26 protein-coding genes are annotated in these 25506 nt (G+C 67.3%); 12 read left to right on the top strand and 14 right to left on the bottom strand.

Annotated features, from left to right (window positions below; genetic code table 11):
- Positions 1-79: 79 nt before the first annotated feature.
- Positions 80-2185, top strand: coding sequence for a Rossmann-fold NAD(P)-binding domain-containing protein (locus AC5Y4D_RS03555; RefSeq protein WP_500036378.1), 2106 nt, complete (start codon positions 80-82; stop codon positions 2183-2185).
- Here AC5Y4D_RS03555 and AC5Y4D_RS03550 read toward each other — a convergent pair.
- The 6 genes from AC5Y4D_RS03550 to AC5Y4D_RS03525 form a co-directional block, all read right to left on the bottom strand.
- Positions 2178-2903: a DUF72 domain-containing protein gene (locus AC5Y4D_RS03550; RefSeq protein ID WP_500036377.1), complete on the bottom strand. Its 726-nt coding sequence runs from the start codon at positions 2901-2903 to the stop codon at positions 2178-2180. The genes AC5Y4D_RS03555 and AC5Y4D_RS03550 overlap by 8 nt on opposite strands.
- A gap of 104 nt (positions 2904-3007) precedes the next feature.
- Positions 3008-3340: a TfoX/Sxy family protein gene (locus AC5Y4D_RS03545; protein WP_500036376.1), complete on the bottom strand. Its 333-nt coding sequence runs from the start codon at positions 3338-3340 to the stop codon at positions 3008-3010.
- A gap of 4 nt (positions 3341-3344) precedes the next feature.
- Positions 3345-3722: a nitroreductase family deazaflavin-dependent oxidoreductase gene (locus AC5Y4D_RS03540; RefSeq protein WP_499946805.1), complete on the bottom strand. Its 378-nt coding sequence runs from the start codon at positions 3720-3722 to the stop codon at positions 3345-3347.
- Positions 3719-4207, bottom strand: coding sequence for a hypothetical protein (locus AC5Y4D_RS03535; protein WP_500036375.1), 489 nt, complete (start codon positions 4205-4207; stop codon positions 3719-3721). The genes AC5Y4D_RS03540 and AC5Y4D_RS03535 overlap by 4 nt, the downstream gene beginning before the upstream one ends.
- Before the next feature lie 18 nt (positions 4208-4225).
- Entirely contained in the window at positions 4226-6544 is a 2319-nt protein-coding gene (lon, locus tag AC5Y4D_RS03530; RefSeq protein WP_500036374.1) for an endopeptidase La, read from the bottom strand.
- Between the two features lie 139 nt (positions 6545-6683).
- Complete coding sequence (locus AC5Y4D_RS03525; protein WP_500036373.1) at positions 6684-7904, bottom strand: alpha-hydroxy acid oxidase; 1221 nt, start codon at positions 7902-7904, stop codon at positions 6684-6686.
- Between the two features lie 25 nt (positions 7905-7929).
- Between AC5Y4D_RS03525 and AC5Y4D_RS03520 the strand changes: the two genes are divergently transcribed.
- A complete protein-coding gene (locus AC5Y4D_RS03520; RefSeq protein WP_500036372.1) occupies positions 7930-8349 on the top strand; it encodes a DUF1810 domain-containing protein in 420 nt (139 codons plus the stop codon).
- Here the strand turns inward: AC5Y4D_RS03520 and AC5Y4D_RS03515 are convergent.
- From AC5Y4D_RS03515 to AC5Y4D_RS03505, 3 genes are read right to left on the bottom strand one after another with little or no spacing between them, the layout of a single operon-like run.
- Entirely contained in the window at positions 8346-9605 is a 1260-nt protein-coding gene (locus AC5Y4D_RS03515) for an alpha-amylase family glycosyl hydrolase (protein WP_500036371.1), read from the bottom strand. The two genes, AC5Y4D_RS03520 and AC5Y4D_RS03515, sit on opposite strands and share 4 nt — an antisense overlap.
- A gap of 27 nt (positions 9606-9632) precedes the next feature.
- Positions 9633-10169, bottom strand: coding sequence for an alkyl hydroperoxide reductase (locus AC5Y4D_RS03510; RefSeq protein ID WP_499946874.1), 537 nt, complete (start codon positions 10167-10169; stop codon positions 9633-9635).
- Entirely contained in the window at positions 10166-10753 is a 588-nt protein-coding gene (locus AC5Y4D_RS03505; protein ID WP_499946873.1) for a peroxiredoxin, read from the bottom strand. The genes AC5Y4D_RS03510 and AC5Y4D_RS03505 overlap by 4 nt, the downstream gene beginning before the upstream one ends.
- Positions 10754-10857: 104 nt before the next feature.
- Here AC5Y4D_RS03505 and AC5Y4D_RS03500 point away from each other — a divergent pair, with 104 nt between their 5' ends.
- The 3 genes from AC5Y4D_RS03500 to AC5Y4D_RS03490 are packed head-to-tail and all read left to right on the top strand — an operon-like array spanning position 10858 to position 13292.
- Positions 10858-11805 (top strand): hydrogen peroxide-inducible genes activator, encoded by a 948-nt coding sequence (locus AC5Y4D_RS03500; RefSeq protein WP_500036370.1) that lies wholly within the window; start codon positions 10858-10860, stop codon positions 11803-11805.
- Positions 11806-11814: 9 nt separating this feature from the next.
- A complete protein-coding gene (locus AC5Y4D_RS03495) occupies positions 11815-12537 on the top strand; it encodes an EthD domain-containing protein (RefSeq protein ID WP_500036369.1) in 723 nt (240 codons plus the stop codon).
- Positions 12534-13292, top strand: a complete 759-nt coding sequence (locus AC5Y4D_RS03490; protein ID WP_499946870.1) for an enoyl-CoA hydratase/isomerase family protein — start codon at positions 12534-12536, stop codon at positions 13290-13292. The genes AC5Y4D_RS03495 and AC5Y4D_RS03490 overlap by 4 nt, the downstream gene beginning before the upstream one ends.
- On the opposite strand, the gene AC5Y4D_RS03485 is transcribed toward AC5Y4D_RS03490, so the two are convergent.
- Entirely contained in the window at positions 13289-13477 is a 189-nt protein-coding gene (locus AC5Y4D_RS03485) for a (2Fe-2S)-binding protein (RefSeq protein WP_500036368.1), read from the bottom strand. The two genes, AC5Y4D_RS03490 and AC5Y4D_RS03485, sit on opposite strands and share 4 nt — an antisense overlap.
- A gap of 284 nt (positions 13478-13761) precedes the next feature.
- Between AC5Y4D_RS03485 and bfr the strand changes: the two genes are divergently transcribed.
- From bfr to AC5Y4D_RS03460, 5 genes are read left to right on the top strand one after another with little or no spacing between them, the layout of a single operon-like run.
- Positions 13762-14241: a bacterioferritin gene (gene bfr / locus AC5Y4D_RS03480; protein WP_500036367.1), complete on the top strand. Its 480-nt coding sequence runs from the start codon at positions 13762-13764 to the stop codon at positions 14239-14241.
- Between the two features lie 28 nt (positions 14242-14269).
- Complete coding sequence (locus AC5Y4D_RS03475) at positions 14270-16324, top strand: MDR family MFS transporter (RefSeq protein ID WP_500036366.1); 2055 nt, start codon at positions 14270-14272, stop codon at positions 16322-16324.
- Between the two features lie 31 nt (positions 16325-16355).
- Positions 16356-16850 (top strand): carboxymuconolactone decarboxylase family protein, encoded by a 495-nt coding sequence (locus tag AC5Y4D_RS03470; protein ID WP_500036365.1) that lies wholly within the window; start codon positions 16356-16358, stop codon positions 16848-16850.
- A gap of 19 nt (positions 16851-16869) precedes the next feature.
- Positions 16870-18222, top strand: coding sequence for a type I glutamate--ammonia ligase (locus tag AC5Y4D_RS03465; RefSeq protein ID WP_500036364.1), 1353 nt, complete (start codon positions 16870-16872; stop codon positions 18220-18222).
- On the top strand, positions 18219-19370 hold the full coding sequence (locus tag AC5Y4D_RS03460; RefSeq protein ID WP_500036363.1) for an amidohydrolase family protein: 1152 nt from the start codon (positions 18219-18221) through the stop codon (positions 19368-19370). The genes AC5Y4D_RS03465 and AC5Y4D_RS03460 overlap by 4 nt, the downstream gene beginning before the upstream one ends.
- Here the strand turns inward: AC5Y4D_RS03460 and AC5Y4D_RS03455 are convergent.
- Positions 19367-19831 (bottom strand): nuclear transport factor 2 family protein, encoded by a 465-nt coding sequence (locus tag AC5Y4D_RS03455; protein WP_499946863.1) that lies wholly within the window; start codon positions 19829-19831, stop codon positions 19367-19369. The genes AC5Y4D_RS03460 and AC5Y4D_RS03455 overlap by 4 nt on opposite strands.
- Positions 19832-20032: 201 nt before the next feature.
- Here AC5Y4D_RS03455 and AC5Y4D_RS03450 point away from each other — a divergent pair, with 201 nt between their 5' ends.
- Entirely contained in the window at positions 20033-21913 is a 1881-nt protein-coding gene (locus tag AC5Y4D_RS03450) for a potassium transporter Kup (RefSeq protein ID WP_500036466.1), read from the top strand.
- Positions 21914-21960: 47 nt separating this feature from the next.
- Positions 21961-22858, top strand: a protein-coding gene (locus tag AC5Y4D_RS03445) for an IS5 family transposase (protein WP_500036362.1) whose coding sequence is annotated in 2 segments (ribosomal slippage) — positions 21961-22307 and positions 22306-22858 — 900 coding nt in all. Because the reading frame shifts where the segments join, the coding sequence is not laid out codon by codon here.
- Here AC5Y4D_RS03445 and AC5Y4D_RS03440 read toward each other — a convergent pair.
- Genes AC5Y4D_RS03440 through AC5Y4D_RS03430 form a run of 3 tightly spaced genes read right to left on the bottom strand, consistent with a single transcriptional unit; the run spans position 22855 to position 25496 of the window.
- Positions 22855-24180 carry a cytochrome P450 gene (locus AC5Y4D_RS03440; RefSeq protein ID WP_500036361.1) on the bottom strand — a complete coding sequence of 442 codons (1326 nt, stop codon included), beginning with the start codon at positions 24178-24180 and terminating at the stop codon, positions 22855-22857. The genes AC5Y4D_RS03445 and AC5Y4D_RS03440 overlap by 4 nt on opposite strands.
- A 9-nt stretch (positions 24181-24189) precedes the next feature.
- Positions 24190-24618, bottom strand: coding sequence for a lipoprotein LpqH (locus AC5Y4D_RS03435; RefSeq protein WP_500036360.1), 429 nt, complete (start codon positions 24616-24618; stop codon positions 24190-24192).
- A gap of 35 nt (positions 24619-24653) precedes the next feature.
- Positions 24654-25496, bottom strand: coding sequence for an SDR family oxidoreductase (locus tag AC5Y4D_RS03430; RefSeq protein WP_500036359.1), 843 nt, complete (start codon positions 25494-25496; stop codon positions 24654-24656).
- Positions 25497-25506: the final 10 nt, after the last annotated feature.

The raw sequence follows: 25506 nt of genomic DNA, 5'->3' as shown, positions 1-25506 counted from the left end.
TCACGGTAGAGACTCAATTGTGCGCGACGGCGGCTGACGTGCCTATTGTCATTGGATAGACGTTGGGGGTGAGGCTCACGTGCACGTGCTGCTTACCGACGCCGCAGGCACCGTCGGGAGGTTGGTCGCACGCCAGTTGATGGCTGCCGGACACACGGTCAGCGGCATCGGCCCCCACCCGCACGATTGCCTTGATCCCGAAGTCGACTTCGTCTGCGCGCCCCTGCAACACCCGGTTCTGACGGAATTGGCCGGCGAGGCCGACGTGGTGATCCACCTCGCGCCGGTCGACCCCAGCGCGCCGGGCGCGGGCGGCCTCACCGGTGTCGCGCACGTGACGCACGCGGCAGCGCAGGCAGGCGCGCGACTGCTGTTCGTGTCCCAGGCCGCGGGGCAGGCCGAGTTGTACCGGCCGGCCGAGACGCTGGTGTCCACCGGTTGGGCGCCCAGTTTGGTCGTGCGGATAGCTCCGCCGCTGGGACGGCAGCTGGATTGGATGGTGTGCCGCACGGTGGCCACGCTGATGCGCAGCAAGGTCTCGGCCCGGCCCATGCGGGTGCTGCATCTGGACGATCTGGTCCAATTTCTGGTGGTCGCGGTGGGCACCGAACGCACCGGTGTGGTCGAGCTGGCCACCCCGGACACCACCAACGTGATCACCGCGTGGCGGGTGATCCGATCCGTCGAACCACGGTTGCGGCTACATGGCGTGCGGAATTGGGAAAATCTGATTCCGGAACTGGATCTTACTGCCGCACAAGAGGATTGGGTGTTCGACTACGGATGGCAGGCGATCGAGGCGGTGGTCGACACCGGCCGCGGGCTGGTCGGCCGCAAGCTCGGTCCCGCCGGCGCGAGCTACGGGTCCGGTCAGCTGCCGTTGCCGGTGGAGACGCAGCCGCGGCTGCGCCCCGTCGACGGCGGCCCGTTGCGCAACGTGGCTCCCGACGGGCTGGAAGGGGAGTTCGACGACCGCATCGACCCGCGGTTCCCGGTCTTCAGCGCGGCCGGCTTGACCGAGGCTCTGCCGGGCCCGCTGACTCCGGTCACCTTGGACGTGGTGTTGAGTGGGTTGCGCGCGGCGGGCCGGGCGATGGGCCGCGTGCTGGCGTTGGGCGACGTGGTGGCCGAGGAGTGGGCGAGCAGGGCGATCGCGGTGTTCGGCCACCGGCCCTACGTCGGGGTGTCGGCCAATATCGTCGCCGCCGGCCAGCTTCCCGGTTGGGACGAGCGAGCCATCACCCAGCGCACGTTGGGCGACCAGTCGCAGCTCACCGACCTGCTGCCGATGGGACGGCCGCGCAGCTCCGCCGGCCTTGGATCGGTCGCCAAAGTGGTGGTGACAGCGCGCTCGGTGGCACTGCTGCGCCATCTTCGGACCGACACCCAGGCATACGTCGCCGCCGCGGTCGACGAGCATCTGGAACCGGCGGATCTGACCGCGCTGAGCGAGGCCGCCCTTCAGGTTCGGCTGCGGCTGCTGCGTGACCGGATCCAGCAGGGCTGGATCCTCACCGGACTGTGGGTCATCGACACCGGCGTGACCGCGGCAACCCTGGAGCACACCCGCGCCGCGTCGAGCGTGTCCGGCGTCGGGGTGATCATGGAGAGCGGCCGCGTCGCTGAGGAGACCGCCGAGCTGTCCGCGCTGTTGCGTGCCGATCCGACGTTGTGCGCGCTGGCCCGCGAGGGAAACGTCGGCAGCGTCCGCGCACTGTCACCGACCGCCGCGGCCGCTCTGGATGCCGCCGTTGCGAAGCTGAGACACCGCGGGCGTGGGGAAGCCGAGCTGGCCAGCCCGACCTTCGGCGACGAGCCGGGCATGCTGCTCGAGGTGGCGGCCCGGTCCGCCGAGGGTCCCGCAGCCCCGGCGGTCCCGCCGGCATCCTTGTCGCAGCGCTTGGCCGACAGCGCCCGCAGTTCGCGCGAGCTGGCCCACGACACCACCATCCGCTTCACCCACGAATTCCGAATGACGTTGCGCGAACTTGGATCTCGCCGGGTCGCCGCGGACCTGATCGACAGCGTCGACGACGCGTACTACCTGCTCTGCGACGAGCTCGTCACGATGCCCGCCGACGCGCGGCTGCGGGTCAAGCGCCGCCGCGCCGAGCGGGAACGCCTGCAGGCCAAACCCCCGCCCGACGTCATCGAGCACACCTGGGATCCGACGGACGCTAGCTGAGAAAATCCTTGAGCGTCAACGCATTACGAACAGCGTGCCCGCCCAGGTCGTTGTTGAAGTACACCCACACGTCGCGTCCCTCGTCGGCCCAGTTCGCGATCCGCTCGGCCCAGCGGCGCAGTTCGTCGTCGGTATAGGAACCGGTGTACAGCGAGGCTGGTTCGGGGCCGTGCAGGCGCACGTACACCTGATCGGTGGTGGCGCGGGGGACACACGCCAGGTTCGCGCCGCTCATCACCACGTAGATGGCACGGTATTTCTCCAGCAGCGCATAGACATCCGGGACGTTCCACGACGGGTGACGCAACTCCAGCGCCGTCCGGATGGACGACGGCATCAAGCGCAGAAACGTCTCCAGACGGGCGTCGTCCCGTTGCAACTCCGGATGCGGCTGCACCAGCAGCACACCGGCCCGTTTCCCCAGCGCCTGCCAGCAGCGTTCGAACCGTTCAATCCAGGGTTCCGGACTGGCCAGCCGACGGTAGTGGGTCAGACCGCGATGCGCTTTCACCGTCATGGTGAACCCGTCCGGCAGCCGTTCGGCCCAGCCGGCGAAGGTCGAATCTTTCGGCCAGCGGTAGAAACTGGCGTTCAGCTCCACGGTGTCGAAGACTTCCGTGTAGCGCTGCAGACGTTGCGAGACAGGCAGACCCGGCCGGTACAACACCCCGGCCCAGTGGTCGTAGGACCACCCGGAAGTCCCGATCCGAATGGTCATGGCCGCAGCGGGCGCGTCTGGCGCGTGCGCAGCCCGGGTCCGCTGGTCAGCATGCACAACACCACCGCGGCGTACCCGTACCGCCGCGGCGCAAACCGGCGCGGTCACTCAGGCGGCAGACTGCGGGCGTAATTCACGCCGCGGGCCACCCAACCTTGCAATTGCCGTTTGGTTTTCACGCCCCCGGAGGCCACCCGTAACCATCCGCGCATCTCCCTGCCGCCCATCACCATCGGGCTGACGTGGTCGCGTGTCAGCAGCTTGTCGATGTCCTGCGGAGACACCCGCACCATCAAACCGCCCTGTCCGCTGACGCAGACGGCCATCTTGCCGCCGACCAGGAAAGCCAGACCGCCGAACATCTGCTTCTCGTCGTAGCTCTCGAGCTGCGCCAGCAGTTCGCGGATCCGCTCGGCCAGCTCGGTGTCGTAGGCCACCGTCTCAGTCCAGATCCACCCGGATGGTCAGCAGATCGGTGCCCATGGTGCGGACTCCCACGTTGTTGAACCGCGGCAGACTCCGCATCCGCTGCCATGGGTCGTCGTCGGGCAGCAGGTGCGCGGTCCCGGTGCGCCATTGCCCGCCGATGCGCAGCCGTACTTTCGGATTCGCCTTGATGTTGTAGACGTAATCCGAGTGGTGGCCGTGTTCGGAGACCATCCAGAACTGGTTGTCGACGACCTTGCCGCCGACCGCGGTGCGCCGTGGTTGGCCGGATTTTCGTCCGGTGGTTTCCAGCATGATCCCGGGCCCGCGCCGGCCGATCGGGTTGACCACGACTCGCTGGATGCGGTGCACGAACCGCCGTTTGCGGCTCATGCCGGTGTGCGGGCCGGGACCCCGACCATGCGCAGGACCCATTCCCGCGGCACGCCGAACGTGAACGTCCGCCGCGGGACCGTGCTCAACACCGCTTCGGGCAGCGCGGTCTTGTAGTTCAGCGAAAGCCGGCCGGAAAACTGTGGGTCGACCTCGCCGACGTCCGTGGTAAGCATCAGTCCGGCTGCCGAAAACTCGCCTCGCACAGGGCCTTCGGCGGGGGAGTCCCAGCGCAGGTCGACGGCGCGCCCGGCGAGTTTGGGCACGGTCGACAGCGTCCCCACCACCCGCTGCGACGTGATGGCCAGAGCGCCAACGTAACTGCGGACGTTGCCGTTGGACACCTTGCCGGGCACCGACCCGGTGAATCGGAAGGTGACGGGAACAGACTCGGCCAGATGGATGAGGTTCTCCGTCTCGACTGCTGCCCGCAGGTCTGCGGGCAGCTTGCCGATTCCGAGCAACTTGCGTAGGAAAGCAGCCATTGCTGCACCCTAGCGTCCCTAGGCGGCCACCGTAGCGGTCTGCGCCGGTTCCAGTGCTTGCGCGACGATCTCGGCCACGTCCGTCATCGGCAGCACGGTCAGGGCCTCGAGCACTTCGGCGGGCACGTCGTCCAGGTCCGGCTCGTTGCGTGACGGGATGAAAACCGTTGACAGACCGGCACGTTGGGCCGCCAGCAGCTTCTGTTTGACACCGCCGATCGGCAACACCCGACCGTTCAGCGTGACCTCGCCGGTCATGCCGACATCGGAGCGCACCTGACGTCCGGTGGCCATCGACACCAGCGCGGTCACCATCGTCACCCCGGCCGAGGGCCCGTCCTTGGGCACCGCGCCGGCTGGCACGTGCACGTGGATGCGCCGGTCCAGCACCGCCGGGTCGACGCCCAATTCGGCGGCATGCGAACGCACGTAGGACAACGCGATGTGTGCCGACTCCTTCATCACCTCACCCAGCTGACCGGTCAGTTGCAGGCCCGCGTCACCGTCGACCGCGCCGGCCTCGATGTAGAGCACGTCGCCGCCGAGGCCGGTGACGGCCAGGCCGGTGGCCACGCCGGGCACCGCCGTGCGCTCCGCCGACTCCGGAGTGAAGCGTGGACGGCCAAGGTAGCCAACCAGATCCGGCTCGTCGACGGTGATCGGTTCGTCGGTCCCGGCCAGCCTGGTGGTCACCTTGCGCAGCGCCTTGGCCAGCAGCCGTTCGAACTGCCGCACGCCCGGTTCGCGGGTGTAGTCGGCGGCGATCTTGCGCAGCGCGGCATCGGTGACCGTCACCTCGTCCTCGGTCAGCGCGGCCCGGTCCCGCTGCCGGGGCAGCAGGTAGTCGCGGGCGATGGCGACCTTGTCGTCCTCGGTGTAGCCGTCGATCTGCACCAACTCCATGCGGTCCAGCAGCGCCGACGGGATGTTCTCGATCACGTTGGCGGTGGCCAGGAACACCACGTCGGACAGGTCCAGATCCAGGTCCAGGTAGTGGTCGCGGAACGTGTGGTTCTGCGCCGGGTCGAGCACCTCGAGCAGCGCCGCGCTCGGGTCGCCCCGGTAGTCGGACCCGACTTTGTCGATCTCGTCCAGCAGCACAACGGGATTCATCGATCCGGCCTCGCCGATGGCCCGCACGATCCGGCCCGGCAACGCGCCCACGTAGGTACGCCGGTGCCCGCGGATCTCGGCCTCGTCGCGCACGCCGCCGAGGGCGACGCGGACGAAGTTGCGGCCCAGCGCCCGGGCCACGCTCTCGCCCAGCGACGTCTTGCCGACGCCCGGGGGACCGGCCAGCACCATCACCGCCCCGGAACCGCGGCCGCCCACGACCTGCAAACCGCGTTGCGCGCGCCGGGCACGCACCGCCAGGTACTCGACGATGCGGTCTTTGACGTCGTCCAGCCCGTGGTGGTCGGCGTCCAGGATCTCCCGCGCCGCCGTCAGGTCGGTCGAGTCCTCGGTGCGGACGTTCCACGGCAGGTCCAGCACGGTGTCCAGCCAGGTTCGGATCCAGCCGGTCTCCGGGCTCTGGTCGCTGGCCCGCTCCAGCTTGCCGACCTCGCGCAGCGCGGCCTCGCGGACCTGCTCGGGCAGGTCGGCGGCCTCGACGCGGGCCCGGTAGTCATCGGATCCGTCGGGTTCGCCTTCGCCCAACTCCTTGCGGATGGCGGCCAGCTGTTGGCGCAGCAGGAACTCCTTCTGCGTCTTCTCCATCCCGTCGCGCACGTCCTCGGCGATCTTGTCGTTGACCTCGACCTCGGCCAGATGTTCGCTGGTCCAGTCGATCAGCACACGCAGCCGTTCGGCGACGTCGACGGTCTCCAACAGCTGGCGTTTCTGGACGTCGGACAGGTAGGACGCGTACCCCGAGGTGTCGGCCAGCGCGGACGGGTCGGTGAGGCTGTTGACATAGTCGACGATCTGCCAGGCCTCGCGGCGCTGCAGCATCGCCAGCAGCAGCTTCTTGTATTCCGCTGCCAGCGCCTTGATCTCGTCGGTCACCTCGACGTCGGGCACCTCGGTCACCTCGACCCACAACGCCGCGCCAGGTCCGTTGGCGCCGGCACCGATGTGCGCGCGGCGCTCGCCCCGCACGACGGCGGCGGTACCGCCCCCGGCGATCCGGCCGACCTGCAGGATCTTGGCCACCACGCCGTGGGTCGGATAGCGGTCGTCCAACCGCGGCGCGATCAAGAGCTCACGTGAGTCGCCGGCCTGGGCGGCGTCGACGGCGGTGCGGGCGGTGTCGTCGAGAGCGATCGGCACCACCATGCCGGGCAACACGATCGTGTCGGTCACGAACAGCACCGGCACGGACTTGGCTTCAGCCATCTGTTCCTCCAAGAGTTAAGTCTGTTCGACTCAACCTCGGTCACGGACGGTTTGTTCCGTGCTGTGCGCCACACCCTGGCGAGCAGACGCAAAAGCCCCTTATTTCGGCACGAAATGGGGGCTTTTGCGTCTGCTCGCGCTAACGACGCAACTGGGTGACGTGCTTGGGGGAGAGCTCTTCCAGGCAGGTCACGCCCAGCAGGCCCATGGTCCGCAGCACACCGGTCTGCAGGATGTCGATGGCGCGACGCACTCCCGCCTCACCGCCGGCCATAAGTCCGTACAGGTAGGCCCGCCCGACCAGCGTGCATCGCGCCCCGAGTGCGACCGACGCGACGATGTCCGCGCCGGACATGATGCCGGTGTCCAGCAGGATCTCGGTGTCGTTGCCGAGCTCACGCGCCACCGTCGGCAACAAATGGAACGGCACCGGGGCCCGGTCCAGTTGGCGGCCACCGTGATTGGACAACACGATCCCGTCGACGCCACGGTCGACCACGGCACGCGCGTCCTCCAGGGTCTGGATTCCTTTCACGACGAGCTTGCCCGGCCACTGGGACTTGATCCAGGCCAGGTCGTCGAAGGTGACGCTGGGGTCGAACATGGCGTTCAGATAGTCGCCGACGGTGCCCGACCAGCGATCCAGCGAGGCGAACGAAAGCGGTTCGGTGGTCAGCAGGTCGAACCACCAGTGCGGGTGCGGCACGGCGTCGAGCACGGTGCGCAGGGTCAGCGCGGGCGGGATGGCCATACCGTTGCGGACATCGCGCAGCCGTGCGCCGGCGACCGGGACGTCGACGGTGACCAGCATGGTGTCGAAGCCGGCGGCCGCGGCGCGCCGCACCAACTCCATCGAACGGTCCCGGTCTTTCCACATGTACAGCTGAAACCATTTGCGGCCCTGCGGAACCGCTGCGACGACATCCTCGATCGAACTGGTCGCCAGGGTGGACAAGGAGAACGGGATTCCGGCCGCGGCCGCCGCCCGCGCCCCGGCGATCTCGCCTTCGGTGTGCATCAGGCGGGTGAACCCGGTGGGTGCGATCCCGAACGGCAACACCACCGGTTGGCCCAGCACGTTCCAGCCCGCCGTCACGTTGCTCACGTCGCGCAGGATCGTCGGGTGAAACTCGATGTCGCGGAACGCCTGTCGGGCTCGCTCGATGGAGAGCTCGTCCTCGGCTGCGCCGTCGGTGTAGTCGAACGCCGCCCTGGGCGTACGTCGCTTGGCGATGCGCCGTAGGTCCTCGATGGTCAGTGCGGCGTCCAGGCGCCGCCGGGTGCGGTCGAGTTGCGGACGTTTGAACTGCAGCAGCGGTGCCAGGTCCCGGATCTTGGGGACTTGCCGCTTGACCGCCATCAGCTCATTCAACCAGGGTGAACGCATGGCTTTCGACCTGCAGCGGTTCGTGGACGCGCAGGACCGTGTCTACGACAACGTGCTCGACGAGCTGCGCAGCGGCCGGAAACGCAGCCACTGGATGTGGTTCGTCTTTCCGCAACTGCGTGGTTTGGGCAGCAGCCGGATGGCCGAGCACTTCGGCATCGTCTCACTGGCGGAGGCTCGCGCGTACCTGGCGCACGAGCTGCTCGGCTCGCGACTGCGCGAATGCGTCCGGCTGGTCAATCAGGTGCAGGACCGATCGGCCGCACAGATTTTCGGCTCGCCCGACGACCTCAAGCTGAGATCCTCGATGACGCTGTTCGCTCACGCCACCGCCGACAACCACGACTTCGTCGCGCTGCTGGACAAGTACTACGGCGGCGAAGAGGATCCCCGAACGGTGTCTGGGTTGCGCGATTAGACCGGCTGCAGAATCCGCCAGCCGTGCGGTTCGACGACCACCGAGTCCACGACCTCTTCAGGCGGTGCCGCAGACCCGGCGATCACCTTGGCCCGCGGCGCGCCCAGCTCCGGCAGAAAAAGCCGCACCGGCTCTTCGTCGATATTGAGTGCGACCAACAGCGACTCGTCGCCGTGCTGGCTCCGAAAGACGTAGTGCTTGTTCTGCAGCTGCACCGCGCTGGTCCGGGCCGCGTGCAGCCACGGGTGACGGCGACGTAGTCCGACGAGATATCGGTGCAACTCCCACACGCGAATGCCGCGCTCGTCGAGTTGAATTGGGGGAGTGCCGAACTCGGGCCGCACGGCGTCGTCGCCCCCGTAGCGCTCCTCCTTGACGGCAAGGTATCCGAACTCGTCGCCGGCGTAGATGCTGGGCACACCACCGACCGTCAACAAGACCACCAGCGCGTGCGCCAGGTGTTCGGGACGCTCGATCCGGCTGGCGATCCGGGTGACGTCGTGGTTGCCGACGAAGGTCAACGGCACGAACGTTTTCAGCCACGCGCTGTGCCGCTGCAGCGCCCAGTCCAGCTCGAAGAAGTTGCCGTCGTTGATGCTGCTCCAGATCGCCTTCCACAGCTCGTACTGGGTGGCCGAGTCGAATCCCGCCCCCTCGACCACCGCCGCATAGTCACCGTGGATGAGCTCGCCGACGAACCACGCGTCGGGATGGCGCTGCCGCACCCGGGGCAGCACATCAGCCCAAAATCGTTGCGGCACCGCGTAAGCCGCATCCAGGCGCCAGCCGTCGGCACCACGGTCGAGCCAGTGCGACATGACCTCGACCACGTAGTCGGCGACCTCTGGATTGTCGTGGTCCAGTGCCGCGAGTTCGGAGTGGCCCTCGAACGTGCCGCCGCTGCGCCACCACTCCGGCCCGGCGAAATCCGCACCGACGTGGTTGAACACCCCGTCGAGCAGGATGCGCAGGCCGCGGCGGCGCGCCTCGCCGACCAGGTAGTCGAAGTCGGAGTCGTCGCCGAGCCGGGGATCGACGCGATAGTGGTCGGTGGTGTCGTAACCGTGTGTGCGCGAGGCGAATATCGGGCCCAGCGCGACCCCGGACGCACCCAGTTCGATGGCATGGTCGAACCAGTCGACCAGCCGCCGGAGCCGGTGTTCGCCCGGGTCCGGCGGCTGGTCGGCGGGATAGGCGCCGACGAAACCCAGCGGGTAGACCTGCCACCAGATCGCGTGCTCGGTCCACGGCGCCATGGCTACGACACTACGGTCGTCCGAGGATCAGCCGACTGCGGCCAGGGTGGACGCGGTGGCGATCGCCTGCGCCACGCCGGCCACGATCGCGGCGACCTTCAGCGCCTCCAGGATCTCCTCCCGGCTGACACCCACCTCGCGCAGCGTGTGCTCGTGGGCGACTACGCAGTGCGAGCACCCGTTGATCGAGGACACCGCGAACGACCACAGCTCGAAGTTCGCCTTGGCCACCCCCGGATTGCCGATGATGTTCATCCGCAGTCCGGGGCGCAGGTCGTCGTATTGGCCGTCGAGGAATCCGCGACCACGGTAGAACACGTTGTTCATGCCCATGATCGATGCGGCGCCCAGGGCGGCCTGGTACGCCTCGGCGGACAGGTGGTCGGCGGCCTCAGCCCCAATGTCGGCCAGCACCTGGGCGTTTCGGGTAGCGGCGGCGCTGGCCAGCAGCGTGCCCCAGAGTCGCTCGTCGTCCAGCACCGTGCTGCGCGCGATCGAGCCCAGGTTCAGCTTGAGATCCTTGGCGTAGTCCGGCAGCGCCGCTTTGAGGTTGTCGATGCTCATGCCGACGCCTTCAACAGTTCGCCCGCATCCAGCGTGGGGTCACCCTTGCGCCAGTTGCATGCGCACAGTTCGTCGGACTGCAGCGCGTCCAGTACCCGCAGCACCTCGTCGACGTTGCGGCCGACCGAGCCGGCGGTGACCGAGACGAACTGGATCTCGTTGTTGGGGTCGACGATGAAGGTCACCCGGTCCGCGACACCGTCGGCGTTGAGCGCACCGGTCGCGGCAACGAGCTCCCGCTTGATGTCGGAAAGCATCGGGAAGGGCAGCTTCTTGAGGTCTTCGTGCTGCGCGCGCCACTGGAAGTGCACGAACTCGCTGTCGATCGAGACACCCAGAACCTGGGTGTCGCGGTCGGCGAACTCGTCGTTCAACTTGCCGAACGCCGCGATCTCCGTCGGGCACACGAACGTGAAGTCCTTGGGCCAGAAGAACACCACGCGCCACTTGCCCGGGTGGTCGTCGCTGGACACGGTGGTGAAGTAGTCGCCGGGCTGCTGCGCGTCGACCTTGGACAGGTCGCCGCCGATCAAGGCGGTCAACTGGTAAGCGGGGAACTGATCGCCGATGGTCAACAGGGACATTGGCATCTCCTTATCTGGATCTATTCAAGATTAGTGGGTATGACCCCATAGTGCCCGGTCGCCGTCATAAAGTAAAGGTGATTTGTGGCACTATACTGTTCGGTATGACCGATAAAAGTTTTCATCCCACCCTGGCCGGCCTACGTGCCTTCGTCGCGGTCGGTCAGAAGCAGCATTTCAAAAGCGCCGCAACCTCTTTGGGCGTGAGTCAGTCGACGTTGTCACAGGCGCTGGCGACACTGGAAGCCGGTCTGGGCACCCATCTCGTCGAGCGGTCGACGCGCCGGGTCCGGATGACGGGCGAGGGGCTGCAGCTGCTGCCGTTCGCGCAGGCGGTCACCGACGCAGCGGACGCCTTCGTCAGCGCGGCGGCGGGCACCACCGATCCACTGCAAGGCATCATCCGGTTGGGACTGATCCCCACCGTGGCGCCGTACGTGCTGCCGACGGTTCTGGCCGGGCTGGCCGCGCGACTGCCCGCGTTGACGATTCAGGTCATCGAAGATCGGACCGAGCGCCTGCTGACCGCGCTGCGCGACGGCGCGCTGGACACCGCGCTGATCGCTCTACCCGCCCAGACCGGCGGAATCGCCGACATTCCCATCTACGAAGAGGACTTCGTGCTCGCGCTGCCGCCCGGCCATCCGTTGTCGGGCAAGCGCCGGGTCGGCGCCACCGCGCTGACCGAGCTGCCGCTGCTGCTCCTGGACGAGGGTCACTGCCTGCGCGATCAGACATTGGACGTGTGCCGGGACGCGGGTGTCCGCGCCGAACTGGCCGACACCCGGGCGGCTTCCCTGGCGACCGCCGTGCAGTGCGTGGCCGGCGGGCTGGGGGTCACCCTGATACCTCAGACAGCGGTCGCCGTCGAGACCGCGCGCAGCCGCGTCGGTCTGGCGCAGTTCGCGACACCGCGCCCAAAACGCAAGATAGGCTTGGTGTTTCGCGCTGCCTCCGGGCGCGACGAGCCCTACCGGCGGCTGGCGGCGATCATCGGCGAACTCGTCGCCGGCACCCAGCCGGTCAGCCTGCTGGATACCACCGCGGTCTAGGTTCAGCTGATGGAGAAGGTAATGGCCGTGCTGCGGCGCACCGAATACGACGACGACTGGTGCGCCCGGCAGCGCGGCCCGGTGGCCGACGAACTGTTGGCGCTCGGCGTCCCCGGGTTGTCGGTCAATGTCCGCGACAGCCCGGTGCGTGACTCCCTGATGACGCTGACGACCCTGGATCCGCCGGTCGTCGCGGTGGTGAGCCTGTGGACCCAGCAGTGCTACGGCGAACAGATTGTGGCGGCGCTGCGTTTGCTGACCGCCGAATGCGACGAACTGGCCGCATATCTGGTCACCGAGTCGGTGCCGTTGGCGCCGCCGGCAGCCGAACCCGGGTCGCGCACGACGGGCCTGGCCAACATCGCACTGCTGCGCCGGCCGGCCGACCTCGACCAGGACACCTGGTTGGGCCGGTGGCAGCTCGACCACACGCCGGTCGCCGTGGAAACGCAGTCGACGTTCGGCTACACCCAGAACTGGGTCGTGCGAGCCCTCACCCCCGGCGCTCCGGAAATCGCAGCCATCGTGGAGGAGTTGTTCCCGTTGGAAGCGGTGTCGGATCTGCGGGCGTTCTTCGGTGCCGCCGACGACGCCGACCTGCAGCACCGGGTGGGCCGAATGGTTGCCAGCACCAGCGCATTCGGTGCCAACCAGAACATCGACACCGTGCCCACCAGCCGCTACCTGATCAAGGCGGCGTGGACGGAGGTATCCGTTAGGCTGCAGCGGTGACGCTGCTCATCGACGACGAAAACCGCGTACGCACCCTCACCCTCAACCGGCCAGAAGCGCTGAACGCGTTCAACGAAGCGCTCTACGACGCCACCGCCCAAGCCTTGCTGGACGCCGCCGAAGATCCGGAGGTCGCCGTGGTGCTGCTGACCGGCGCGGGCCGCGGTTTCAGCGCCGGCACCGATCTGGCCGAGATGCAGGCCCGCATCACCGACCCGGACTTCCAGGAGGGAAAGTACGGTTTCCGCGGCCTGATCGAGGCTCTCGCGGCGTTCCCCAAGCCGCTGATCTGCGCCGTGAACGGCGTCGGGCTGGGCATCGGCACCACCATTCTCGGCTATGCCGACCTGGCGTTCATGTCGTCGACGGCGCGGCTCAAATGCCCGTTCACCAGCTTGGGAGTGGCGCCGGAAGCCGCGTCGTCCTATCTGCTGCCGCAACTGGTAGGCCGACAGAACGCGGCTTGGCTGCTGCTGTCCTCGGAATGGGTCGAGGCTGCGGAAGCATTGCGAATGGGACTGGTGTGGCGCGTCTGCGAACCCGAGGAACTACTTCCCGAGGCGCGCCGGCACGCCGAAGTGCTTGCCGCACGGCCTATCTCGAGCCTGAAGGCGGTCAAGCACACGATGATGGAGCCGCTTCGCGCCGAAATCGCGGCGGCGACGGCCCGGGAGAATGCTCACTTCGCCGAATTGATGGGGTCACACGCCAACGCCGCGGCCCTGGCGGATTTCAGCGACCGCAAGCGGAACTAGCTGGCGACCTGGGCGGAATCGAGCTTGGTGGCCGCGGCGATGATGGCACGCAGTGTCCGTCGGCAGCGCCCACAGTCGGCGCCCGCCCCGCATGCGGCAGCGATTTCCTTGGAGGTCGACGCACCCCGCGCGACCGCATCACAGACGGTCTGGTTGGTGGCTCCGACGCACAGGCAGACGTACATCAGTAAACACCCTCCCAGTGGTCTAACGAGGTCGCCTGAACCTGCCGCATGTTAGTGGAGTCTAACCTTAGTTGCTTAGTAGAGTCTAACCTAAGTCGACAGACACGCTGCCGCTATTCGCGTCGATCGGACGCGCCGACGGCACGACGAAGGCTGTCCTGACTTGCGATTACTGCACTAGATTCAGTGTCGGCACGCAAAGTGCTGCTACACCCCGTATGGCGCGCTCCAGCCCAGCCCGCCGCGCGGTTCGACATGACAGCCTTCAGCCCGTAGGAGCGATCATGCAAGGTGATCCAGAAGTTCTTCGATTGCTCAACGAACAGTTGACCAGCGAACTCACCGCCATCAACCAGTACTTCCTGCACTCGAAGATGCAGGAGAACTGGGGGTTTACCGAGCTCGCCGAGCACACCCGGGCCGAATCGTTCGACGAGATGCGCCATGCCGAGTCGATCACCGATCGCATCCTGTTGCTGGACGGTCTGCCTAACTACCAGCGCATCTTCTCCCTGCGGATCGGCCAGACGCTGCGCGAGCAGTTCGAGGCCGACCTGGCCATCGAGTACGAAGTGCTGAACCGGCTCCGGCCGGGCATCATCATGTGCCGGGAGAAGCAGGACAGCACCAGCGCCACCCTGCTCGAGGGAATCGTGGCCGACGAGGAAAAGCACGTCGACTACCTGGAGACCCAGCTCGAGCTGATGGACAAACTGGGTGAGGAACTGTACTCCGCCCAGTGCGTCTCGCGCCCGCCCAGCTGACGCGCCCCGGGCGTCGAGGCGGACTTGGATGACCAGGCTGCAAACCTCCCCGCCCGACGGCACGCTGATCACCTCGCAGCGACGCAACTTCATCTTCCTGGCGATCGTGCTCGGGATGCTGCTGGCCGCGCTGGACCAGACCATCGTCGCCACCGCACTGCCGACCATCGTCGCCGACCTGGGCGACGCGGGCCATCAATCCTGGGTCGTCACCAGCTATCTGCTGGCTTCGACCATCGTCACCGCGCTGGTCGGCAAGCTCGGTGACTCGTTCGGGCGTAAACGGGTTTTCGTGATCGCCGTCCTGTTCTTCGTCGCGGGATCGGTGTTGTGCGGACTGGCGCAGTCGATGACCATGCTGGTGGCCTCCAGGGCCCTGCAGGGACTCGGTGGCGGTGCGATCACCGTCACCGCGAGTGCCCTGATCGGTGAGGTGGTCCCGTTGAAAGACCGCGGCCGATATCAGGGCATGCTGGGCGCGGTATTCGGTGTCACGACCGTGGTGGGTCCGCTACTCGGCGGCTACTTCACCGACTACCTGACCTGGCGGTGGGCGTTCTGGATCAACATCCCGGTATCGGCGGTGGTGATCTGTGTGGCGGCCGCGGCGATTCCGTCGCGGACCACGACCACCAAACCCGTCGTCGACTATGCCGGCATCCTGTTCATCGGCGTGAGCGCCGCCGCCCTGACTTTGGCGACCAGTTGGGGTGGCAGCGTCTACCCGTGGGGTTCGCCGACGATCGTCGGGCTGTTCGTCGGTGCGGCAGTGACGCTCGCCCTGTTCGTGCGGGCGGAAAGCCGCGCAGCACAACCGATCCTGCCTATCCGGCTGTTCGGAAGCCCGGTGTTCACGGTGTGCTGTGTGCTGTCGTTCGTGGTCGGCTTCGCGATGTTGGGCGCGATGACGTTTTTGCCGACCTTCATGCAATACGTGAACGGCGTCTCGGCAACCACTTCCGGTCTGCGGACGCTGCCGATGGTGGTGGGCATGCTGATCACGTCCACTGGCAGCGGAACCCTGGTGGGCCGGACCGGACGCTACAAGATCTTCCCGGTGCTCGGCACGGCGCTGATGACGGTCGCCTTCGTGTTGATGTCGCGGATGGATGGGTCGACGTCGGCTCTCGTGCAATCGGTCTACCTGCTCATCCTCGGTTCGGGCATCGGGCTGTCCATGCAGGTGCTGGTGCTCGTCGTACAGAACACCTCCGATTTCGAGGACCTCGGCGTCGCCACCTCCGGCGTCAGCTTCTTCCGCACCATCGGAAGTTCCTTCGGCGCAGCCATTTTCGGGTCGCTGTTCGTCAATTTCCTGGAGGGGCGGCTGGCCTCGGCGCTGGCCGCCACCGGTGTGTCCGCTGACGCGGTCAGCTCTCCGGCTGCGTTGCACCGACAACCCGCCGCGGTGGCCGCGCCGATCGTGCACGCCTATTCCGAGTCGCTGTCGCAGGTGTTCCTGTGCGCGGCGCCGGTCGCCGCGGTCGGCTTCGTGCTGGCGCTGTTCCTGCGCGAGGTCCCGTTGCGCGACATCCACAACAGCGCCGTCGACCTCGGCGACGGGTTCGGCATGCCGACCACCGAGACGCCGGAACAGTTGCTGGAGAATGCGATTGCCCGGCTGTTGCGCGGCGAGACCGGCATGCGCCTGCGCAGCATCGCAATGCGACCGGACTGCCGCCTCGACGTGGCCGGGCTGTGGGCCGTGCTACGCGTCAACCGCTACGGGCAGTTCTTCGGCACAGCCCGCCTCAGCGACATCGGCGACAACCTACAGATCCCGTTCGAGGTCCTGGAACCCACGTTCACCCGGCTGGTGGCGGCCGGCTACCTGCTACGCGAGGGGGACCGGTTGTGGCTCACGCCGGCCGGCTCACAACAAGTCGACTACGTGTATGCACTGCTGTTGTCCTGGATCATCGACAAACTGTCCCGGTCAGCCGGATTCGCCGGCCGGCCCGATCGCCGCGAGGTCGAAGCCGCGCTCGGACGGATCGCGTATCGCGTTATCGCGCAGCGGGATTGGCACGACGACTCACCGACGGTGGCGATGGCAGGAGTCGGCACGCGGACCGGCAACTAACACCCCGGCCGTCCGGGCGTACCATCTCGCCATGAGCCGAATCGGAACTTTCGCTGACGACGACGTGGCCGGCTGGGTGCTGAAATCCCCCGAACTCGGCGGCGCGATGGCCAATTTCAGCCGCGCGGTCTACACCGCGAACCGGTTGCCGTTGCGCACCCGTGAGATCGCGCGCGCGGTGATCGCCGCCAACAACGAATGCACCGTGTGCGCCAACACCCGCGATGCCGACGGGCCGGCTGCCGGGGTGGACGAAGAGCTCTACGACCACGTTTCCGAATGGCGCACCTGGCCCGGCTACAGCGAGCAGGAGCGGCTGGCGGCCGAGTTCGCCCACCGGTTCTCCACCGAACACACCGTGTTGCGCGACGACGAGGATTTCTGGCGCCGGGCCGAGGAGCACTTCTCCGAGGAGTTGTTGGCCGATCTGGCCATCTCGTGCGCGCTGTGGGTCGGTATGGGACGGGTGCTGCGGACCCTCGACATCGGCCAGGCGTGCAAGTTGACCTTGCCCAGCCGGGCCTGACCAGCGCGTCGCGGTTGCCATGACGGCCACTCCGCTTGCCGCCGCGGCGATCGCCCAACTCGAAGCCGAAGGCGTCGACACCGTCATCGGGACCGTGGTGAACCCGGCCGGATTGATTCAGGCCAAGACGGTTCCGCTGCGCCGCACCAACGCGTTCGCCGATCCCGGGCTCGGCGCCAGCCCGTCGTGGCACGCATTCGCCATCGACCAGACCGGGATCGCGTTCACCGATGACGTCGGCGTGGTGGGCGACCAGCGGCTGCGTATCGACCTGTCCGCGTTGCGCATCATCGGCGACGGCCTGGCGTGGGCCCCGGCCGGCTTTTTCGATCAGGACGGGGCGCCCGTCCCGGTGTGCGCGCGGGGGACACTGCAGCGCATCGAGACCGCGCTGGCCGGTGCCGGCATCGAGGCCGCGATCGGTCACGAACTCGAGTTCCTGCTGGTCGGCGCCGACGGCGGGCGATTGCCCGCGACGCTGTGGGCGCAATACGGTTTGGCCGGTGTCCTCGAACACGAGTCGTTCGTCCGGGAGGTCAGCGCCGGGGCCACCCTGTCCGGGGTCGTCATCGAGCAGTTCCATCCCGAGTACGGCGCCAACCAGTTCGAGATCTCGCTGGGTCCGCAGTCGCCGGTGGCCGCCGCCGATCAGTTGGTGTTGCTGCGTGTCATCATCGCCCGCGCCGCGCGCCGGCACGGGATGCGCGTCAGCTTCTCACCGGCACCGTTCGCGGGCAGTGTGGGCAACGGTGCGCACCAGCACTTCTCGTTGCGCACGGGGCAGGAGCCGCTGTTCTCCGCCGGCACCGGTCCCGGTGGCATGACGGCGGCAGGGCAGGCCGCGGCGGCCGGCGTGCTGCGCGGATTGCCGCAGGCGCAGGGCATCCTGTGCGGATCGATCGTCTCGGGCCTGCGGATGCGTCCCGGCAACTGGGCCGGCGCCTACGCCTGCTGGGGCATCGAAAACAGGGAAGCCGCGGTGCGATTCGTGCGGTCCGGGCCGGCCAATCCGCTCGGTGGCAACGTCGAGGTGAAGATCGTCGATCCGTCGGCGAACCCGTATTTGGCCTCGGCTGCGATCCTGGGACTCGCGCTGGACGGGATCGAGACCGACGCACGGTTGCCGCCGGAGACGGTGGTGGACCCAGCGCAACTCTCCGACTCCGAGCGCACCGCCGCCGGCACTGTGCTGCTGCCCGAGGCTCAGGCCGAAGCCATTGCCGCTCTTGATGATTCGGTTCTGCTGCGCAAGCTCCTCGGCGACCCGGTGATCGACATGGTCGTCGCGGTCCGCCGCATGGAGGACGACCGCTACGGGGACCTGGCCCCCGAAGACCGGGCCGACAAATTCCGGATGGCCTGGAGCCTATGACCGCCCCCTCCGAATCCGCGCTGGCACAACATATCCGTCAGGTCGCGCTGATCGACCAGCACGTGCACGGCTGCTGGCTGACCGCCGGCGACCGACGGCGTTTCGAGAACGCGCTCAACGAAGCCAACACCGAGCCGCTCGCCGAGTTCGACTCCGGCTTCGACACCCAGCTCGGCTTCGCCGTCCGCAACCACTGCGCCACCGTCCTCGGCCTGCCCAGACATGTTGAGCCACAGGCTTATTGGGACAGCCGCAGCCGGCTCGGGGAAGACGAATTGGCCCGACTGTTCCTGCCGGCCGCCGGGGTCAGCAATTGGCTGGTGGACACCGGGTTCGGTGACGACGTCGCCGGCGTCGCCCAGCTCACCGAGTGGTCGGGTCGGCGTGCCTACGAAGTGATCCGCCTCGAGCAGGTCGCCGAGCAGGCCGCCCGGGCCTCGGGCGACTATGCGTCGGCGTTCGAGGAGATCCTGCGTCGACGCGCGGCCACCGCGGTGGGCACCAAGTCGATCCTGGCCTACCGGGGCGGTTTCGACCGGGACCTGAGCGAACCGACGGCGGCGCAGGTCGCCGCGGCGGCCCAGCGGTGGCGCGACGACGGCGGCATCCGGGTGAGCGATCCGGTGCTGCTGCGATTCGGCCTGCATCAGGGTCTGCGGTTGGGCAAGCCGTTGCAGTTGCACGTCGGCCTCGGTGACCGCGACTGCGATCTGCACAAGTCCAACCCGCTTCATCTGCTGGACTTCCTGCGCGGGTCCGGACCGACCCCGATCGTGCTGCTGCACTGCTACCCCTACGAGCGCGAAGCCGGTTACCTGGCACAGGCTTTCAACAACGTCTACGTCGACGGCGGACTCAGCGTGAACCATCTGGGTGCCCGCGCGCCGGCCTTCCTGGCGCGTCTGCTGGAACTGGCACCCTTTCGCAAGATCCTGTACTCCTCCGACGGCTTCGGACCCGCCGAACTACATTTCCTGGGAGCCACGTTGTGGCGCAACGGGATCGAACGGGTGCTGAGCGGATTCGTGGCGGCCGGCGAGTGGAGCGAGACCGACGCCATCCGGGTGGTCGACCTGATCAGTCACCTCAACGCCGCCCGCATCTACCGACTGGCCAGTGGCGACCCGAGGGGTCCGAGCGCCGGCTAGACCAGGTCGCTGGCGTCGAAGATCCAGGACGCGTCGCCGCCGGCGAGCTTCTCGAAATGGTTGGGCGGTGCGAAGGCGACCAGGCTGTTGAAGTCCCAATAGTCTTTCCAGACAGTGATCTTGGCTTCGCCGTCGCGCTGTTCGACCCGGTGCACGGTGACGAACCTCAGCACGCCCTGCTCGCCGGTCTGGAACGTCCAGGTCTCGGAGTGCTCGTAGATCACGTCGGATCCGTTGGACACCAGCACGCCGTCGTGGTTCTCGTATCCGGCCAGGTCCTCCAGTCCGAGCTTGAGTCGGGTCACGATGTTTTCCGGGCCACGCGCCGAGGCCGCGGGGATCGGCATGTCGACGTAGAGACAGTCGTCGGACAGGAACGTCTTGAGCGCGTCCCAGTCGCGTCGTGACAGCGCCTGCCACATCCCGGTCACGACGTCCGCTGAATTGGAAACATCTGTCATGGGGGTCAATTAACTCGGCGGCGCCGCCGGTGTCAACCTGGCCCGGCGACACGGGCTGCACTGGTTGGGTCGGCATCTGCGCTGACCGTAGGATCGATCCGCTACGTCGCTACCACCCACACCCGGGGGCCACTTGCCGTGCAGACAACTTCGCAACCCTCCGCACCACCGCACGGCGGCCCGACCCGGCTGCGCCCGGCCATGGTGGTCGGCGCGCTCGGTGTCGTCTTCGGTGACATCGGGACCAGCCCGATCTACACCATCCAGACCGTCTTCAACCCCGCTGATCCGCACCCGGTGCCGATCAGCACCGACAGCGTGTACGGCGTGGTCTCGCTGATCTTCTGGTCGGTGATGATCGTCGTCACGTTCACCTACGTCAGCCTGGTCATGCGCGCGGACAACCACGGCGAGGGCGGCATCATGGCGCTGATCACCCTGGTCGGCCGGCAGAAGGAAGGCGGCGGCGGACCGCGAAGACGCACCGTCGCGGTGTTGGGCGCGCTGGGAATCTTCGGCGCTGCACTGTTTTTCGGCGACAGCATGATCACCCCGGCGATCTCGGTGCTGTCGGCGGTAGAAGGCGTCAAAGTGATCCAGCCGCAGTTCGGCACGTGGGTCGTGCCGATCACCGCGGTGATCATCGTCGTGCTGTTCGCCGTGCAGCGGAACGGTACCGCCGCCGTCGGCCGGCTGTTCGGTCCGGTGATGATCGCCTGGTTCACCGCCATTGGCGGCTTCGGCGTGGTCGCGATCGCGGACCACCCGGAGATCCTGAAGGCGCTCTCGCCGCTGTACGCACTGAAGTTCATGGTCGGGCACTTCCATTTCGCGTTCTTCTCACTGGCCGCCGTCGTGCTGTCGATCACCGGCGCGGAGGCGCTGTATGCGGACATGGGTCACTTCGGGCGACGTGCGATCGCCTCGGGATGGCTACTGCTGGTGCTGCCCGGCTGCGTCCTCAGTTATTTCGGGCAGGGCGCGCTGCTCCTGGCCGACACCAAAGCGGTCAGCGCGCCGTTCTTTCTGCTCACACCCGACTGGGCGCGGCTGCCGATGGTGCTGCTGGCCACCGCCGCAACGGTGATCGCGTCCCAGGCGGTGATCACCGGCGCGTTCTCGGTGGCATCCCAAGCCGCCCAGCTCGGCTATCTGCCGCGGTTGCGGATCGCGCACACCTCCGAGTCGACCATCGGCCAGATCTACGTGCCGTGGATCAACGGGCTGCTGCTGATCTCGGTGCTCACCCTGGTGTTCGCCTTCCGCAGTTCGGCCGCGCTCGCGTTCGCCTTCGGCATGGCCGTCACCGGCACGATCACCATCACCACGTCGCTGTTTCTGTATTACGCCCGCACCACCTGGCGAACACCCTTGTGGCTGATCGTGGCGGGCGGCGGGGTGCTGCTGGGGGTCGATCTGATGTTCCTGGCGGCGAACCTGACCAAACTCATCCACGGTGCCTGGCTGCCGCTGATGATCGCGCTGGTCGCCTTCACGGTGCTGATCACCTGGCAGCGTGGACGTGAAATCGTCACGCGCGCAAGGGAAGAGGCCGAAGGACCGCTGCGCGACTTCGTCGACAGCCTGGCGTCGGGGCAGCAGCCGATCACCCGGGTACCGGGCACCGCGGTCTTTCTCAACCGCGGCAACAACACCGCGCCGCTGGCCATGCGGGCCAACGTCGAGCACAACCGGGTGCTGCAAGAACATGCCGTGGTCATGGCGATCGTGACGCTGCCGGTGCCGCGGGTTCCGGATTCCGAGCGCAACGAGATCGACGCCCTGGGCTACGCCGACGACGGGATCATCCACGTCACTTCGTATTTCGGGTATATGGAGACGCCCAACGTCCCTGCCGCGCTGCGGCTGCTTGATCCGGCGCAGACCGAAGGTCCGATCGACGTCGACGGCGCCTCCTACTTTCTGTCCAAGCTCGAACTGGTCAAAGGGTCGGCACCGACGATGGCGGGCTGGCGCAAGCGGCTGTTCATCGCGACCTCCTACACCACCGCCGACGCCGCGGAATACTTCGGCCTCCCGCTCAACCGCACCGTGATCATGGGTGAGCGCATCGAGGTCTAGGGCGTGTCTGACAAAGATTTTGGGTGTTGTGCCTGAGGCTTGAGCTTATGTCGCGGTTCCAGTTGCTTTCTGATGCTCAGTGGTCATTGATCGAGGATTTGTTGCCGGCGCGGACAGGTAAGCAGGGCAGGCCTTTTCGTGATGCACGCCAGGTTATCGAGGGAATCATTTACCGGTACCGGTGCGGGATCGCATGGCGGGATGTGCCCGCGGTGTTCGGGCCGTGGCAGACGGTCTGGACCTGGCACCGTCGAATGAGCGCCGAAGGCACCTGGGATGCGGTGTTGGCCCGTTTGCTCAGGGCGGCTGAAGATGCGGGGATTATCGACTGGGCGGTCGCGGTGGATTCCACGATCGCTCGTGCTCATCAACACGCCACCAACGTCACCCGCCACACAGGGGGCTGGGTCGAATTACAAGAATCTGCGAGTCGAGCCGCCTGACCACGGCATTGGCCGTTCCCGCGGCGGCCTGACCAGCAAGATTCACCATCTCGTCGACGGCGCGGGACGACCGTTGGTAGTGCTGGTCGGCGCCGGTCAAGCCCACGATGGCCCGGTCTTTGAGTATTTGCTGGACCACTTGAAAGTGGGCCGCAGCAGCGGTGGGCAGCCGCGTACTCGACCCGATCGCGTGCGCGGCGACAAGGCCTATTCCAGTCGGGCAAACCGAACCCTCTTGCGACGACGCCGAATCGGCGCGGTCATTCCCCAACCCAGCGACCAGATCAGCCACCGCCAACGACGAGGCTCCCGCGGAGGGCGGCCACCAGCCTTCGACGCCGAGGACTACAAAGGCCGCAACGTCGTCGAGCGAAACTTCAATGACGTCAAGCAATGGCGTGGCCTAGCCACCCGCTACGACAAACTAGCCATCGTCTACCGCGGCGCCGCGGTCCTTCGCGCCATCACTCTATGGTTGCCGCATTTGTCAGACACGCCCTAGCCGACGGTATGGCCGGCCATTGTGCGCGCGCTCCCCAGCGCGACCGGAAGCGTCGACCAGCCGTGCAGTACCCGGGTACCGCGCCGGGTGCCGGCCCCGGCGGCGCTCGCCTCGGGGAAGCGCTCGAAGAAGGTACGCAACCCGACCTCACCTTCAGCGCGGGCGAGCGCGGCACCCAGACAGAAGTGACGTCCTGCCGAAAACGCGAGATGCTTTCCGGCGTTGGAGCGTTCGACGTCGAAGCGGTGCGGATCGGGAAACACCGACGGGTCGCGATTGGCGGCGGCCAGGTAGACCACCACCACTTCGCCCCGCCGTATGTGCATGCCCGCGATCTCCACGTCGGTGCGGGCCACGCGCGCGGTGAGCTGCACCGGAGAGTCCAGGCGCAAGATCTCCTCGACGGCGTTCGCCCACAACTCCGGGCGCGCTTGCAGGATGTCCAGCTGCTGCGGGTGGTCCAGCAGCATCCGAATTCCGTTGCCCAACAAGTTCACTGTCGTTTCGAAGCCGGCGACCAACACCAGGCCGGCGACCGCCTGCAGTTCACGCTCGTCCAGATAGGCTTCGGCGTCGCCGCCTGCCGCCGTCCGGATCAACTGGCTCATCAGGTCGTCGCCGGGGGAGCGGCGCAGCTGCGCCAGGTGCTCGACCAGCCACGCGTTGAAGCCCGCCACGCCCCGCTGCACCCGCTGGTACTGCCACCACGGCACCCCGATATCCAAACTGGGCGCGGCCAATTCGCCGAATTCCAGCACCCGGCGCCGGTCGTATTCCGGCACGCCCAGGATGTCGCTGATGACGATGATCGGAAGCTGCGAACAGTAGCGTCCGACGACGTCGACGACGCCGGGCTGGTCACCGAGCAGGTCCAGCAGACTCGCCGCGGTCTGCTCGACCCGGTCGCGCAGGCCGGCGACCGCCCGCGCGGTGAACACCGCCGACACCGTCTTGCGATAGCGGGTGTGATCGGGCGGCTCGACGGCCAGCAACGACGGCGGACGTACCGGGTGCAGCAGATCGTCGCGGGTGCGCCGTTCCAGCCACCGCAGCGGCGCCGGAAGGCTTTCTCCGAACGCGACGACGCGAAAATCGTCGGACCGCAACAGTTCCTGCGCGACGCGATGATCAGCGGTCAAGTAGTTCGCGCGGTTGCGCACCAACGGACCGTGCCGACGAACCTCGTCGAAAAACGGGACCGGGTCGGCGGCAACCGTCGGGTCGGCGATCAGCCGAGCCCCGACGTCGCCCCGTCGAACCGCGAGGCCGGCGAGCCCGCGGATGACACCGTGCATGGCGAGCCAGTGCAGTCTGTCCTTCACGATCGCCGGTCAGCACTCGGCGCTGATCTTGAAATCCGCCGTCACCACCTTGTTGGGGTTGTTGCTGTTGATGCCCGAGGCGCTGCCGGTGATGACATACGTGCCGGGCCGCCTGGGGGGATCGACCTGCGCGCTGCCAACCCCGCCTTCGTAGTAACTGCCGGTGAAGCCACCGAAGTCGCGGATCTTGACGATCTGCGGGATCACCCGGTCGCCGCTGACCAACACCACCGCCTGCACCTCGCCGTCGCGTTCGCGGATGTCGATGGTGCGATAGTTCTCGATCTGGCTGCAGGCCGGCGGGCGGGTGGTGATCGCCTGGCCGTCGATGGTCAGATGCGCCGGCTTGCGGGGCACCGTCATCGCGTCCCCGCACCCGGAGACGGCTCCGGCGACGGCCATGGCGACACCTGCAAGCCTGAGAACCCGGTTCTGCACCAGCGACCTCCGTATCGAGCGTTGGGTAGGAATGATTATGGCCGTTTCAGGTCCATCCTGGGCAGTGCTTTGCGGACCAGCCCTCGGACCAGTTCCGGGCTGGCGCCCTTCAGCCGGTCGATCAAGCCGATGCTGGAGGGCACATACCAATGCAGCCGCCTGGGATGGTGATAGGCCTTCCAGGCCACCTCGGCCACACTGGACGCCGGCATCAGGCGGAACATGCCCCGCTTGGGTGCCGCAACGCGCAACTCCTCCTGGCTCATTCGGGCCGGGGAGTCATCCGGTTCGGTTCCGGAGTGCTGGGGCGTCGAGGTCAGGATCGCGGTGTCGATCAGGCCGGGCAGCACGTCGGCCACCCGTACCCCGTGGCGGTGCCACTCCACGCTCAGCGCCTCGGTCAGCCCCTTGACGGCGTGCTTGGTCGCCGAGTAGACCGCGATGCGGGGCATCCCGTAGGTGCCCGACGACGACGAGGTCGAGAACATCAAGCTGCCCGGCGCCTTCTTCAGGTAGGGCAAGGATCCGTAGGCTCCGGTCAGCACCCCTTTGAAGTTCACGTCGACGACACGCATGGCGGCTTCGTAGGGCACATCCTCGAACCAGCCGCCCTCACCGATCCCGGCGTTGTTCCACATCATGTCGAGCCCGCCGCCGGGATTGCCGGCACAGAAGTCGGCCAGCGCCGCGTCCAGGGCGGCCTTGTCCGTGACGTCGACGGCACGGGTCCACAGCCTCGATCCCAGTTCCAGGCACAGCGCGGCCAAACCGTCGTCGTTGCGATCCACGGCGCCCACGCGCCAACCCTTGCCGTGGAACAGCCGGACGCCTTCCCGGCCCATTCCGCTGCCGGCACCGGTGATGAAAATCGCCTTCATCGATCCCATA

The organism is Mycobacterium sp. NGS67, from assembly GCF_059812185.1.
The sequence above is the reverse complement of the archived record's forward strand: the minus strand, read 5'-3'. Positions and strand labels throughout refer to the sequence as shown.

What these genes read in the sequence shown, in the direction of transcription:
- AC5Y4D_RS03550 (WP_500036377.1), bottom strand. Translation starts at nt 2,903, where the DNA reads ATGACCATTCGGATCGGGACTTCCGGGTGGTCCTACGACCACTGGGCC.
- AC5Y4D_RS03540 (WP_499946805.1), bottom strand. Translation starts at nt 3,722, where the DNA reads ATGAGCCGCAAACGGCGGTTCGTGCACCGCATCCAGCGAGTCGTGGTC.
- AC5Y4D_RS03535 (WP_500036375.1), bottom strand. Translation starts at nt 4,207, where the DNA reads ATGGCTGCTTTCCTACGCAAGTTGCTCGGAATCGGCAAGCTGCCCGCA.
- lon (WP_500036374.1), bottom strand. Translation starts at nt 6,544, where the DNA reads ATGGCTGAAGCCAAGTCCGTGCCGGTGCTGTTCGTGACCGACACGATC.
- AC5Y4D_RS03525 (WP_500036373.1), bottom strand. Translation starts at nt 7,904, where the DNA reads ATGGCGGTCAAGCGGCAAGTCCCCAAGATCCGGGACCTGGCACCGCTG.
- AC5Y4D_RS03520 (WP_500036372.1), top strand. Translation starts at nt 7,930, where the DNA reads ATGGCTTTCGACCTGCAGCGGTTCGTGGACGCGCAGGACCGTGTCTAC.
- AC5Y4D_RS03515 (WP_500036371.1), bottom strand. Translation starts at nt 9,605, where the DNA reads ATGGCGCCGTGGACCGAGCACGCGATCTGGTGGCAGGTCTACCCGCTG.
- AC5Y4D_RS03510 (WP_499946874.1), bottom strand. Translation starts at nt 10,169, where the DNA reads ATGAGCATCGACAACCTCAAAGCGGCGCTGCCGGACTACGCCAAGGAT.
- AC5Y4D_RS03505 (WP_499946873.1), bottom strand. Translation starts at nt 10,753, where the DNA reads ATGTCCCTGTTGACCATCGGCGATCAGTTCCCCGCTTACCAGTTGACC.
- AC5Y4D_RS03500 (WP_500036370.1), top strand. Translation starts at nt 10,858, where the DNA reads ATGACCGATAAAAGTTTTCATCCCACCCTGGCCGGCCTACGTGCCTTC.
- AC5Y4D_RS03495 (WP_500036369.1), top strand. Translation starts at nt 11,815, where the DNA reads ATGGAGAAGGTAATGGCCGTGCTGCGGCGCACCGAATACGACGACGAC.
- AC5Y4D_RS03485 (WP_500036368.1), bottom strand. Translation starts at nt 13,477, where the DNA reads ATGTACGTCTGCCTGTGCGTCGGAGCCACCAACCAGACCGTCTGTGAT.
- bfr (WP_500036367.1), top strand. Translation starts at nt 13,762, where the DNA reads ATGCAAGGTGATCCAGAAGTTCTTCGATTGCTCAACGAACAGTTGACC.
- AC5Y4D_RS03475 (WP_500036366.1), top strand. Translation starts at nt 14,270, where the DNA reads ATGACCAGGCTGCAAACCTCCCCGCCCGACGGCACGCTGATCACCTCG.
- AC5Y4D_RS03470 (WP_500036365.1), top strand. Translation starts at nt 16,356, where the DNA reads ATGAGCCGAATCGGAACTTTCGCTGACGACGACGTGGCCGGCTGGGTG.
- AC5Y4D_RS03465 (WP_500036364.1), top strand. Translation starts at nt 16,870, where the DNA reads ATGACGGCCACTCCGCTTGCCGCCGCGGCGATCGCCCAACTCGAAGCC.
- AC5Y4D_RS03460 (WP_500036363.1), top strand. Translation starts at nt 18,219, where the DNA reads ATGACCGCCCCCTCCGAATCCGCGCTGGCACAACATATCCGTCAGGTC.
- AC5Y4D_RS03455 (WP_499946863.1), bottom strand. Translation starts at nt 19,831, where the DNA reads ATGACAGATGTTTCCAATTCAGCGGACGTCGTGACCGGGATGTGGCAG.
- AC5Y4D_RS03450 (WP_500036466.1), top strand. Translation starts at nt 20,033, where the DNA reads ATGGTGGTCGGCGCGCTCGGTGTCGTCTTCGGTGACATCGGGACCAGC.
- AC5Y4D_RS03430 (WP_500036359.1), bottom strand. Translation starts at nt 25,496, where the DNA reads ATGAAGGCGATTTTCATCACCGGTGCCGGCAGCGGAATGGGCCGGGAA.